This is a genomic window from Ruegeria sp. BJ3 (assembly GCF_056535665.1).
The window spans coordinates 280,340-292,539 of the sequence record NZ_JBQFIT010000002.1; the positions used below are offsets into that span (position 1 = coordinate 280,340).

Here is a 12,200-nt window from a genome sequence, read left to right on the forward strand (position 1 = left end):
CTGCTGGCCCTATTCGCTCAGAAGGTTTTCGCCCTTGCCGTCCCAGCTGGGCGCGCGGCCCGCCAGCAGACCGACAAGTTCGTCGATCAGGGCAAGTGTCAGGATGGCCAGCCCCAGCAGGACCGGCATCTGCACGATCCACAACGGCACCGACACCATGCCGGGGCTGCGGTCGCTATATTCCAGCGACTCAAGCACCAGCAGACCCAGATACCAGGTGGCATACGCGCTCATGGCGAGGGCAATCGTCACCACGCAAATCTCGGTCAGGCGGCGCGGCCCATTGGGCATCCGCCCGATCAGCAGCGTCACCCGGATATGCCCGCCGGCGCGCAGCGCATAGGCCAGCGCCAGAAAGCTGGATGCGGCCAGAAAGAACCCGGTGAAATCGGCATAGGACGGGATGGTCAGGCCCACGCCCTGCCCGGTCAACGCGGCCCAGATCTTGTCGGCCAGGTTCAGCCCGACCTGCGCAAAGACCAGCACGACGATGGCCAGAATGAACAGCGCCGCCAATCCGCCGGCCGCACGATAGATGAAATCAAGACTGCGCCGCAGCATCGCCATCCCCTCCCCTTGTTGTCGAACCCCGGCCGGACGTGTCGCGCCCGGCCGGGTCGGATCGTTTACTGCTGATAGGCCTGCAGCAACGCAGCGCCCGAGTCGCCGGCCTCGGCGGTCCAGTTCTCGAGCATCTGCGCACCGATCGCGCGCAGGCCAGCCATCAGTTCTTCGGACGGCTGCACCACGGTGATGCCGTTTTCCTGCAGAACCGCGGTCTGCTTGGCGGTCTCGGCCTGGCTCATCTCCCAGCCGCGGGCTTCGGCGGCGGCGGCGGCCTCCAACACGGCGGCCTGAGTCGCGTCATCCAGACGGCGGAAGGCGCGCTTGTTCACCACGACCACGTTCTTGGGAATCCAGGCCTGGATGTCGGTGTAATGGGTCAGGAAGTCCCACGCCTTCGAGTTCACCCCGGTCGAGGGCGAGGTGATCATCGCTTCGACCCGGCCGGTGCTGAAGGCCTGCGGAATGTCCGGAACCTCGACCTGCGTGGGTGCGGCCCCCGCAAGGTTGGCGAATTCTTCCAGCGTAGCGTTGTAGGTTCGGAACTTCAGGCCCGCCAAGTCATCCACGCTGTTGATTTCCTTGGTCGTGTACAAGCCCTGCGGTGGCCACGGCACGGCGTACAGCACCATCATGCCCTGCTCGTCCAGCAGACCGTTTATCACGTCTTTCTGTGCCGCCCAAAGCTTTTCGGCGTCGTCATAGTTGGTGGCCAGGAATGGCAGCGAATCCGCGCCGAAGGCCGGGTTGTCATTGGCCAGAAGCGACAGGAAGAACTCTCCGACAGGCACCTGGCCGCTGCGGACTGCCTTGCTGATCTCTGGGTGCTTGAACAGCGACCCTGCGGAGTGGACCTTGATTTCCAGGGCGCCGTCGGTGGCCGCGGCTACGTCCTTGGCGAAGTCGTGGATGTTCACGGTATGGAAGGTGGCATCCGGATAGGGCGTCGGCATGTCCCAGGTCTCGGCCTGCACCTGCATGGCCAACCCGGCCAGCGCGGCAACCGCGCCACCGGCAATCTTCATCAGTTTCATTTTGGCTCTCCCTGCTTGAGTACTGGCGCAGAAGCTGACTCAACGTTTGCGATTTGTCAACGTTTTGTTATCGTTTTGACCTAAACGCTGCAGGGTCCAAAGGTCAGCACGTTGAAAACACACGCACTCCATGCCAAAACACTGATAATTTCTCAGCGTTTTGCAGATCAAAAGGCCGCAACATGACCGATTCTCCCCCCGACACGCGCCGCATCGTTTCCTCTCGCCACCTCGCCGAGGGCGAAGGCTGGGAACTGTCCGAACTCGAATTCGGCCTGATCATTGTCTACAACGCGTTCTCCCGCTGGATGACCCGCTGCATGGCCGCGGCCGGGCAGGCCGATCTGGGACCGCTCGACATCCTGATCCTGCACAATGTCAATCACCGCGGCCGCGACAAGCGCCTGACGGACATCTGCTTTCTTCTGAACATCGAGGACAGCCACACCGTGAACTACGCCCTGCGGAAACTACTCAAGGCCGGGCTGCTTACTTCGGAAAAGCGCGGGAAAGAGGTGTTCTACCGCACTTCGCCCGAGGGCGTGGAGCTATGCGACGCCTACCGGAAAGTTCGCCAGCAGTGCCTGCTGGAAGGGCTGTCAGCCACCGACCTGTCGGGCCCGGATCTGAGGGACCTGGCCCGCGACCTGCGCGCCCTATCCGGCCATTATGATCAATCCAGCCGCGCGGCGGCGTCACTGTAGCGCCTCAGCATCCGCCCACGCAGCATGATCGGGAAAAAAGATAATGGTGCGGGTGGAGGGACTTGAACCCCCACGCCTTGCGGCGCCAGAACCTAAATCTGGTGCGTCTACCAATTTCGCCACACCCGCAACACGGCGCCGACGCGCCGAATGGAAGGGCTGATAACAAACCTTTTGGACAAGCGCGAGAGGGAATCTTGCCGTCTGCGGCGGAATATTGACCCCCATTGGGAAACAATGGAAATTACCAAGGCGAGGGGAAGATCGACCCGCGCAACGGCGCAAGAATGTGTGGCATCCGGCTTCCCGGTTTATTTTTATCGCCAAATGGAATTCATAACGCTGAGACCCGTCGTTTTTGGAACGAAACAAAACGCCATAATTGTTCTGTTTTTGGACACATTCCCAAATTTTCGAAAATTACAAAATTCTCGCTGACGTTGTGGATCGCATGGGGACGTCTCGACCACCCTCATCAACCCCACACTGAACCCATAGCAATGCGGTCCCTCCGCCTTCTGCCGTGGCGTGCACTCAACCTCTGATCTGGTTTTCCATTTTTCACCTATTTTACAGAACAATAACCATCAGTCGAATTCATCACGACTAACCCAATCGCACGCCGAAACACACCCCGGTTTCAAACCCGGCGGTCCTGCCTATTTTGACTAATACATCCTGAAGTTGCGGCATTGTCATGCAACGGTCACCATAATTGCGCCACATTTCAAACGCCAAAATATCTCAATCACGTCAAAATAACACCGTGATGAAGGTAATTCTGTCTACCAAGGAGTTAATGAGTCTTTTTCGCCTTCTCGGCACCGTACGAGTTTTTTTGCTCAACTCCAGTACAAGGGTCTCAGTCGTGACCGAACAGATCAACTCCGCTGCCACCGAGCAAGACGTCGTCTTTCTTGCAAGAGAAAGCTTTGTCGGCGAGCTCAAAAACCTCAACCAGCAATTCCCGAACACGGGTTTCGGCATCGCCCTGAAGACACATGAGGGCAACGAATACCTGTTGGCTAATGCGCGAATGCCCCTTCCATCGGCCAAATCCAATGGGTTCCCGACCGGACGTCGGGTCGCGCGCCTGGACAATGGAACCCGCTTCAGCTCGATCGAAGTGCTGGCCGATTCGCGTGCCTTCGATACCATCTCGCCCGGAACCGAGGCCGAGATGCTGGGCAACGCTCTCGAACTGATCGCCCGGATCGACAGCTTTTCAGGCATTGCGCCTGCCAGTTTGACGGAATCCGGGCATACCCAAATCGCTGCAACCGGAACCGGAGGCTGAACATGGCCCGCAACGACCACCTTTTGTCCGTAGGAAACGAGGCATTGGCGCCGATGTCGGAAGCCATGTCCGCACTGACGACACAGATCGACCAACTGACAGAGGTGGCGGATGCGCGCTCGACTGCGCGGCTGGCCACGCTCAAGACCCGTATGGAAAACTTCACCGCCAGCGTCACTTTCGTCGGGCAGGTGAAGGCGGGCAAATCTTCGATCGTCAACATTCTGGCCGGTCGGCCTGGTTTGCTGCCGTCGGATGTGAACCCGTGGACCTCCGTTGTGACCACGCTGAACATCAACACCCGCCTGCCCGGTGAATACAGATCCAAGTTCACCTTCTTCGAGCAGGAAGAATGGGACAACCTGATGGTCGGCGGTGGCCGTTTGGGCGAACTGGCCAATCGCGCAGGCGCCGACGACGAAATGGAAGACATCCGTCGTCAGATCGCGCAGATGAAGGCCAAGTCCGAAGAACGCCTTGGCAAGCACTTCGACCTGATCCTGGGCCAAAGCCACCAGTATGACTATTTCGACGAAGAGCTGATCCAGCGCTATGTCTGCCTGGGTGACGAAGACGATCCGGACATCAATCCGAAAACGGGCCGGTTCGCCGACGTGACCAAAGCCGCGGAATTGTATATGGACATTCCGCAGTACCCGATTGCGCTGAAACTGTGCGACACGCCGGGCGTCAACGACACGTTCATGGTGCGCGAACAGATCACTCTGCGCAGCCTGCGCGGATCGGAAGTCTGCGTCGTGGTCTTGGCGGCAAGTCAGGCGCTGACCACGATGGACATGGCGCTGATGCGGATTATCGCGCAGTTCGAGAACCGGCAGATCGTCCTGTTCGTCAACCGGATCGACGAACTGACCGACCCGGTCAAGCAAGTCCCCGAAATTCGCGACCGCATTCAGGACACGCTCAAGCAAAATGGCATCGACACAAGCACCAGTGTCGTTTTCGGAAGTGCGTTGTGGGCCGAGGCCGCGCTGACCGGCAACCCCGATATTCTCACCGACGATTCCCGCCAGGCCCTCAACACGTTCTATCTGGCCGCCGGTTTTGGTGATCAGGCCGCATCGCTGGACAAGATCTGGGCCCTTTCTGGTCTGCCTGACCTGCTGTTGGCCATGAACGAACGGATCGCCCAAGGCGCAGGCACGCGTCTTCTGGATCGGGTCCGTCACCGCGCCCGCAACATCGCAAGTCAGATTCGCGCCACCTCGGTCGCCAAGAGCCTGTCTGGCGGAGGCGGTGTTGTTCGCGATCTGGACGGCGTGTCACCCGAAGATGCGATCGCCACTGTCGCGGCCGAATATGACAAGAAAGCTGCTGCCCTGACGACATCCCTGCGCGACAAGGTGTTGGAACGTCTGGCATCGGCCGAGGCAAACTTCGTCAAACGTGCTACCGACTCGTTGATCGCGCATCTCGAGCAGAACGGCGAACAGGGCACCTGGCAATACGATCCGGCCGGGCTTCGTACCCTGCAGAAGGCCGCCTATTTCAGCTTTGCCCGCGCAATGCGCAAGGACGCCGGCGCGCTGTATTCCGCAGCCGCCGCGGATGTCGAGGCCCTGTATCAGAAGCTTCTGGGCAACCACTTGGGCGAATTCAGCATCGAGGCACCCATTGTGCCGCGCGTACCGCCTCCATTGGGCATTGGCCGAACGATCGCCCTGGACCTTCAAAGCACATGGTGGCGACGCTGGTGGCAACGCCGCAAAGGGTTTGAAGCCTATGCGGCGGACTACACCCGCCTTATCGCATCAGAAGCCAATTCGATCACCAAGGACCTTGAAGAAACGCAGATCGCAGCCGTTCTGGAAAATGTTCGGGCCGTCCTGTCGGATTTCATGCGCGAGCAGCAGGAAACCCTTCTGAGCATCTCGCAATCGGCCGAGAAGGCACCGGGCACCTCCCCGGACCTGATGGCCGGGCTCGAGCCGAAGAAATCTCGTGACGAAATCCTCGGCGACATCCTCAAAGACCTCAGCAACGAAGCAGCGTAAGAAAGCCATGGCAAAAGATTCACAAATCCGCTTCGTCTCTCCTCGGGCATGGGAACGCATCGAGCAGTGGTCCCGCCGCAAACCAGTTTTTGCGCTGATGGGAGAGTTCAGCGCAGGCAAGTCCACGCTCATGAACTTCCTGCTGCGCAAGCAGGCCCTACCGACGCAGGTGACGGCCACCCAGCTGCCGCCGGTCTGGTTCAGTTGGGGCAACAAACCCGCTTACGTCCAGCGCCATGACGGGACCACTTCTCCGATTGGTTTGGACGAATTGGACAAGGTGGGCGTCAACGACGCGCAGTTCATCCGCATCTATCTTGAAGCGGACATTCTCGAGGCTGTCGACCTGATCGACACGCCCGGCATTTCAGACCCCAAAATCCAGGCCGATGTCTGGCGCCGTGCGGTGGGTCAGGCCAACGGGGTGCTGTGGTGTACCCACTCGACCCAAGCCTGGCGCGAGACCGAACGCGCCACGTGGGTTTCGTTGCCGGAACGGCTTCAGCACAACTCGCTTCTGTTGGTCACGCGCGCGGACGCATTGGATCTGAAAGACCGCCAGAAAGTGCTGCGCCGCATCAACCGCGAAGCGGGGCACCTGTTCAATCGGACAATCCTGTTTTCCGCCCGTGACGCGATCATCGCGCGTGACAAAACGGGCGACGCCGAGCTGTGGTCGCGCAGCGGCGGCGGCAAGATGATTGACAGCTTTCTCGAGATCACCGAGCAGATCATGGACAGCCGTGCGGAAAAGCTCGCCCGCTACCAGATCGACAAGAGCCTCGCCGGCACGCCCCCGGTCCAACCGGTGCGGCCCGAGCGGTCCGATCGCCAGACCGCGACCGAGGAACCCGCACCTTTCAAGCTGACCAACCCGCTGGATCAGGATGATGGATTCGAAGCAGTCCGGAACTCGGACGATGTGATCGCAACCTTCCCGGTTCGACCGGCCCGGGTGGAGCGCCGCGGCGAGTCGACCGAACGTGAGCGGATCAACCCGGATGACGCCGACCGTTTGCGCGCCGAAATGTCGCCGGTGCCCGATGACGATTTGCGGGCCTTGTTCCGAGACGAAATTGAGGATCGGCTCAGCGTCGCGGCAACTTCGACAGCGGTGTCTCAGCTGGACGACGAAGACTTTGACGAGATCGATGACGATACGCTCGATGTCGAGGACGACGAAATGCTGATCGCAGACAGCGATGACCAGACCACCGATCAAGGCGCGCAGGACAAAGACCTGCTGGCCACGCTGTCCGAACGTTTGGTTGGCGAGACCCCCGCGCCGGTAACGGACGAACAGGACGAGACCCCGGGACCCAGTGTCGAGGACTCGGTCTCGTCCATCGCTTCGCTGTTGTCCCAGCAACAGGGTGACGATGCCACGACCTATGAACCTGAGCCGGAATCGAACGGCCTGGTCGCGGCACAAACCCCTGAAGACCAGGAAGCCGAAGCGCCCTGTGAGCAGGTCGGTGAAGGCGAAACCTCGCTGGAACACCTTTTGAGCGTGCCGGCAGGAGCTCCGCTCAGCGCGGCGGCGATGTGGCGGGAAATCGCGGCCAGTGAAGATATTCCCCAAGACGTGGACGGGCTGCACGCCGTGTTCCAGGCCTTTCTTGAGGAGTTCGACAAGATCGCTCACGAGCACACCGGGCGCGACGAACAGGATACGATTCAACCCGTGCCAAATCCGAAAGACAGGGCGGAGTGGCATGTGTTGTAACCGGGCCTCAAGGGACACTTGGGAAACGATAGACCGTTTCCCGTCCCGAACGGCAATGCTACTCAGCGGCGCGACGGTTTCGAACCGCTGCGCCTTTGGGCTTAATAAGGGATAATAGAGCTTTAGATGACGATTGACGCCGCATTGACCACCGCCATGGAGACCATTCCCGACTGCATCGCAGCGGGATATGTCGACATGGAAACGGGCATGCTTCTGGGCATGTCGGCAACCGAGACCGAGGATGGCACAGCCTTGGAAACCCTCGCCGTTGCAGTGGCAAACCTGTTTCAGGGCCGAGGCGTTCAAGCATTCGAAGCGCTGTTGGCCTCGGCCGGACTACAGGATCCGGAGAACCCGGGATTTGGGGAAATCTCGGTGTTTTCGAACGACCGGCTGCACATCTTCATGCGGACCCGGGCCTATCCGGAACACGTGGTCTGCTACATCTGCCGCGACAGCGCGAATATCGGGCTGACGCTTACGAAATCACATCTCAGCCTGGGGCCGGTAGCGGCCGCAGTTTAGACGGGACCAGAGGGGGTCACGGCATGATGGCGACAGACATAATCGACATGCTCGAAAACATCGGGCGGTCTGCGACGCCCCGTTTGTCGCCGGCCGTTCGGTTGACCGGGGACACGGCCGAGGCCCGTCGGGCCAGCATACTGAACCTGATCCGGGGAACGGTTCTTCCAAGACGCTTGGAGTTCAACGCCCAGAACGGAACGATCCTGGCGATCGAGGTGAACAGCTCACGGATCACGGATGTTTATTCGGCAAGCACCGGCGCCCTTCCGGATTTCGAAACCGAACCGCGCGAAGCGCTGATCGAAAAGCTGGCGCGGCTCGTGTCCGACTTGGCCGCGACCGCACCTCCGATCGAAGTGGTGTCTTTGAAACCGGACGGGCCGCTGGAGGCGGATGACGTCGGCATCACGTTCAGCGAAATGCAGAAAGCCTGTGCCGAGATCGTTCTACCGTCCGAGCCACGGGTTTCGGTTGTCCCGGATCCCGTCGAGGATACGAAAGAGCAGGACAGCGCTGAAGGCACAGAACTCAGTGTAGCCGCGGTTTTCTTCGACGGCGCCGAGCGGTTCGCCATGGGACGCCTGCTGACAAGTGCGGAGGGTGCGACCCAACAGTTCGATGGCCTGTGCGCCGATGGACAGCCTCTTCACCCTTCGGACGATCTGCTGACCCGGTTCGCACAGGATCTGGCGGGATGGGATGCCGACAATGCCGGGCTGCTCGAACAGCCGCAACTGATCGTCATGCGGCCGTCAGGTGGCAAGGGCGCGGGTGTCGCTCTGGTCCGGGATGGTCGCAATACAGCCGCCGCCGTACATGACGCGCGCAAGCTGGGTGCCGTCGTCAACCTGTGGAAATCTCTGCGGGAGTCGGTCTGATGGCACCGATTTCGCAACAGTTGAAGTTAAGTTGGAAGCAAATCTTGGGTACCAGTTTTTAGGGTAGTGTTATGAGTGAAACCAACCGCCGGGAATTGATCCGGATCGCCAGCGAAATGAAAGAGGTGAGCAATGACGAGACCTGTCAGTTCATCTCTCGCATCGTTGACGATCTCAGCGGCCTAAAACCGTCGATTGCATTCGTCGGGCAGATCAAGGCCGGGAAGTCCCGTCTGATCAACGGCTTTACGGGACAGGCAGAATTTCTGCCGTCGGACGTGAACCCGTGGACGACCGTGATCACCGACATGCATTTCGGTCATCCCTCCGGGCGCACATCGGGGGCCGAATTCCATTTCTTCGACAACCGCCAATGGCAGGCGCTGATCGCCGAAGGCGAAGAACTGCGCAACATGTTCCCCGACGATGAGGACAGCTATAAGCGCGAGATGATCGAGGAGCAGGTCGAGGCGATGAAAAACCGCGCTCGTCTGCGCCTGGGTGACAGTTTCGAACAGCTGATGGGCCAGCATCACGACCTCGAAGAACTGACGTCTGATGACCTTGCCCGCTATGTCTGTGCCGGGGATGATCCGACCGACGAAGCCGAACATGATCCGGGATCGGACCGGGGTTTGTACAGCGACATCACCCGCAAGGCCGAGGTGTATTTTGATCTTGGACACTTCCCGTTCCCGCTGACCGTGACCGACACGCCCGGCGTCAATGATCCGCTGTTGATCCGCGAAGAGATCTCGCGCCAGTACCTCAAGGAATCCGACTTTTTCGTCGTGGTTCTGTCCGCGCACCAGGCCCTGTCGCGCGCCGATTTGAAACTGTTCCGGCTGATGCAGGCGCTTGAGCTGGGTCAGATCGTGGTTTTCATCAACCGGGTCGACGAATTGGGCGGCGGTGCGGAAGACGCGGCGAAAGTACGCGCCGACGTTTTGGACGGGTTGGAAAAGGCGCTGGGGAAGTCCAGCATCGACGTTCTGATGGGCAGTGCTCAGTGGGCGCATTACGCGCTGACCGGGGACGAAACCGGCGTCAATCACGATCACATCCTCGCCTGGCTACGGGCGCATCCCGAACAGATGAAGCAGTACCTTGCGGGCGTCGAAGAGATCAAACGCGGTCCTGGCCCGATCAGCCGCGAGGCGGTTCTGCGGTATGCTGCGATGATCGCCTCGGGCTTGCCTGACCTGCGCCGGCATGTCACCACCGCGCTGACTGACGGCCCGCGCAACGAACAACTGCGTATGGCATGGCAACATCTGAACGGCTTTGCCCAGGGCGAGCTGGAGCGCAACAAGGCCCGCCTCCGCGCGCTGGAAGAAGATGGCCAACCTTCGGACGATACGGCTGGCGAGAATGACAAGACCCTCGCCGAGTTGCGCAAGCTGGTATCGGACAAAACCGCAGAAATCACCCGGGACATGGATGATGTTCTGGCAAACCTGCGCGGTGTGATGGACGACACCGTGGCCGAAGCCGTCGTATCGGTTGTGCGCGGACCCGACGGGCAATCCCCGTTGCTTGCCAAAGGTGGTGCAACCGAACTGAACTTTACGCCGTTGCGCGAACGCATGCGCGAACTGGTCCAGGGTGCGACTCAGGTCATTCGCCAGCGGATGCTCAGCGAACTCTATGCCATCGATATGCAGGCCAACGCGTCCCTGCAGTCCTTGCCGGGCTGGCAGGAGCCGACCGACAGCCGTATGAACACCAGTGCCGTGCGTTGGTTCCGTCCGGACACCACCGCTCTGACCCGGGGGATTACGGTCGAGTTGCGTGTGAACTGGTTGTCGCGTCTGATTTCGCGGAAATCCGTCGTCTCTCGCGCCGAACGTATGATCGTGCAGGAATTTGAGATGATCGGAGATGATCTGATCGATACCGCACGTGAGAACCTGCTGGAGCGCTTGAACACCGCTCTGGACCATTTCCTGGCCCTGCTCGCCGGGCATCTTGAGAACCGTACCGCGACGGGCGAGACATGCGAGCGCACCCAGGCGCAGGTCGATTTCGACCGCGCACGCCGGATCGCGGACGAATTGCAATCGACCTTTGGCGCTGAACACAGCGACGAACGACAAGCGGAGGCCGCCGAGTGATTGAATTTCCCGGAACCGAGACGGAAGTGCGTCAGCTTGATCGCTTTCTGACCGCAACCGAACGCCTTTCGTCCACGCCCGAGTTGGACGACATGCGCGCGCGGGCACAGTCCCACGCCGAGCGGTTGTCAAACGCAGTCTCAATCGGTTTTGCCGGAGAATTCGGCGCCGGGAAGTCCAGTCTTGCCAACATGCTCGCCGGAGCTGACATCCTGCCCACGGGTCCGCAGCATCTGAAATTGCCTTTGGTGATTGTCACCTATGCGGACACGCCTGAAACGACCGTTGGGTGGTGGGACCGCGAGCCAAAGGTTTATTCCGGCATCGCGCTGCAAAAGGCCGCGGCCGACAATCCTGATTTTATCTCGGTGGGGCTGAACACCCCTGCCCTGCGCGAAATCTCGTTGTTCGACCTGCCCGGCTCGGGTGCGCTGGATGACACTTACAAGCAAACGCTCGATCTGTTGAAATTCGTCGATTGCGCCATCTGGTGCACGAACGGAACCAACGCTTGGCGTGAAACCGAGCGCCATTTGTGGGCACAAGTCCCACAAAACCTGCGCGACAACAGCTTGCTGGCCGTCACTCACACCGATCTGCCGCCTGTCCGCGACGCCCTCGATCGCGTTCTGTCGCGGTTGGAGAAGGAGAAGTCGGGCATGTTCCGCGCGATCGTGCCGATCGGGACACCGGTTGCCGTTCGCGCCATGGCGCAAGAGCCGGAACCGGACTTCGCCTTGTGGGAAACCTGCGGCGGTCAGAACCTTGCGGAGAAGGTGCTTGAAATTGCGTCGCATCGCCGCCGGACGGATCTGGAGGCCGCGCGGCAGGACCTTGCCGCGGACTTCCTGCCGTTCTTGGAGACCTTGACCGGCGCGGGCGAAGCCGCAGCCTCGGACACCAGAACGGTACAGCCCAGTCTGGAATCTGCGCTGCCGCCGCTGGACAACCCGATCCTCGAAGACTGGCTGGCGGCGATCGCCAGCATTTACGAAGACCTGCGCGACAGTTCGGACATCGAACCGGCCGCCTTCCTGCAAAGCTGTCAGGAAATTGTCGAGGATTTTGCTGAACGGCTGGAAAACGGGTCCGAGATCGATCCCGAAGCCGACTGGATTCCGGGCGAGTTCGAAAAGGCCACCGACCTGCTTCTGCTGCTTCAATTCGAGAGCGGCGAAGGGCCACTCAAGGATGCGATCAGCATACTGGCGCAGCTCAGCGACAACCTGGCGTGGGCCGGCAGCACGGTCGCTTCGGCCCCTCCGAAGACCGGAACCTGAGTCATTCCCGCAAAGATTGAGCCGCGGCGCGGCGAATCGTTAACACTGGAATCATGA

Annotated in this window: 10 protein-coding genes and 1 tRNA gene; 8 read left to right on the forward strand and 3 right to left on the reverse strand. The window is 60.3% G+C overall.

The window, feature by feature from the left end; all coding sequences use genetic code 11:
* Positions 1–9: 9 nt before the first annotated feature.
* The gene (locus ACR3EL_RS18695) at positions 10–561 is read right to left on the reverse strand and encodes a TRAP transporter small permease (protein ID WP_306372397.1); all 552 of its coding nucleotides are present in this window, start codon (positions 559–561) and stop codon (positions 10–12) included.
* Between the two features lie 65 nt (positions 562–626).
* Positions 627–1,598, reverse strand: a complete 972-nt coding sequence (locus ACR3EL_RS18700; RefSeq protein ID WP_480722580.1) for a TRAP transporter substrate-binding protein — start codon at positions 1,596–1,598, stop codon at positions 627–629.
* A gap of 182 nt (positions 1,599–1,780) precedes the next feature.
* On the opposite strand from ACR3EL_RS18700, the gene ACR3EL_RS18705 reads away from it, so the two are divergent.
* A complete protein-coding gene (locus ACR3EL_RS18705) occupies positions 1,781–2,302 on the forward strand; it encodes a winged helix DNA-binding protein (RefSeq protein ID WP_480722582.1) in 522 nt (173 codons plus the stop codon).
* Between the two features lie 44 nt (positions 2,303–2,346).
* Here ACR3EL_RS18705 and ACR3EL_RS18710 read toward each other — a convergent pair.
* A tRNA-Leu gene (locus tag ACR3EL_RS18710) sits at positions 2,347–2,431 on the reverse strand.
* A gap of 640 nt (positions 2,432–3,071) precedes the next feature.
* On the opposite strand from ACR3EL_RS18710, the gene ACR3EL_RS18715 reads away from it, so the two are divergent.
* The 7 genes from ACR3EL_RS18715 to ACR3EL_RS18745 all read left to right on the forward strand — a co-directional run bounded on the left by ACR3EL_RS18715 (position 3,072) and on the right by ACR3EL_RS18745 (position 12,143).
* Positions 3,072–3,599 (forward strand): hypothetical protein, encoded by a 528-nt coding sequence (locus ACR3EL_RS18715; RefSeq protein WP_254437824.1) that lies wholly within the window; start codon positions 3,072–3,074, stop codon positions 3,597–3,599.
* 2 nt (positions 3,600–3,601) lie between these two features.
* Positions 3,602–5,614, forward strand: a complete 2,013-nt coding sequence (locus ACR3EL_RS18720; RefSeq protein ID WP_170341625.1) for a dynamin family protein — start codon at positions 3,602–3,604, stop codon at positions 5,612–5,614.
* Positions 5,615–5,621: 7 nt separating this feature from the next.
* Positions 5,622–7,340, forward strand: coding sequence for a dynamin family protein (locus ACR3EL_RS18725; RefSeq protein WP_170341627.1), 1,719 nt, complete (start codon positions 5,622–5,624; stop codon positions 7,338–7,340).
* A gap of 126 nt (positions 7,341–7,466) precedes the next feature.
* Positions 7,467–7,868, forward strand: a complete 402-nt coding sequence (locus ACR3EL_RS18730; protein ID WP_170341629.1) for a hypothetical protein — start codon at positions 7,467–7,469, stop codon at positions 7,866–7,868.
* A gap of 26 nt (positions 7,869–7,894) precedes the next feature.
* On the forward strand, positions 7,895–8,749 hold the full coding sequence (locus tag ACR3EL_RS18735) for a hypothetical protein (protein ID WP_480722585.1): 855 nt from the start codon (positions 7,895–7,897) through the stop codon (positions 8,747–8,749).
* Positions 8,750–8,820: 71 nt separating this feature from the next.
* Positions 8,821–10,863, forward strand: a complete 2,043-nt coding sequence (locus ACR3EL_RS18740) for a dynamin family protein (RefSeq protein WP_170341633.1) — start codon at positions 8,821–8,823, stop codon at positions 10,861–10,863.
* Positions 10,860–12,143 carry a dynamin family protein gene (locus ACR3EL_RS18745; RefSeq protein WP_170341635.1) on the forward strand — a complete coding sequence of 428 codons (1,284 nt, stop codon included), beginning with the start codon at positions 10,860–10,862 and terminating at the stop codon, positions 12,141–12,143. Before ACR3EL_RS18740 ends, ACR3EL_RS18745 begins: the two co-directional genes overlap by 4 nt.
* The last annotated feature ends 57 nt before the right edge of the window (positions 12,144–12,200 follow it).

Coding starts and splice junctions, on each gene's coding strand:
- ACR3EL_RS18695 (WP_306372397.1), bottom strand. CDS start 561: ATGCTGCGGCGCAGTCTTGATTTCATCTATCGTGCGGCCGGCGGATTG.
- ACR3EL_RS18700 (WP_480722580.1), bottom strand. CDS start 1,598: ATGAAACTGATGAAGATTGCCGGTGGCGCGGTTGCCGCGCTGGCCGGG.
- ACR3EL_RS18705 (WP_480722582.1), top strand. CDS start 1,781: ATGACCGATTCTCCCCCCGACACGCGCCGCATCGTTTCCTCTCGCCAC.
- ACR3EL_RS18715 (WP_254437824.1), top strand. CDS start 3,072: ATGAAGGTAATTCTGTCTACCAAGGAGTTAATGAGTCTTTTTCGCCTT.
- ACR3EL_RS18720 (WP_170341625.1), top strand. CDS start 3,602: ATGGCCCGCAACGACCACCTTTTGTCCGTAGGAAACGAGGCATTGGCG.
- ACR3EL_RS18725 (WP_170341627.1), top strand. CDS start 5,622: ATGGCAAAAGATTCACAAATCCGCTTCGTCTCTCCTCGGGCATGGGAA.
- ACR3EL_RS18730 (WP_170341629.1), top strand. CDS start 7,467: ATGACGATTGACGCCGCATTGACCACCGCCATGGAGACCATTCCCGAC.
- ACR3EL_RS18735 (WP_480722585.1), top strand. CDS start 7,895: ATGGCGACAGACATAATCGACATGCTCGAAAACATCGGGCGGTCTGCG.
- ACR3EL_RS18740 (WP_170341633.1), top strand. CDS start 8,821: ATGAGTGAAACCAACCGCCGGGAATTGATCCGGATCGCCAGCGAAATG.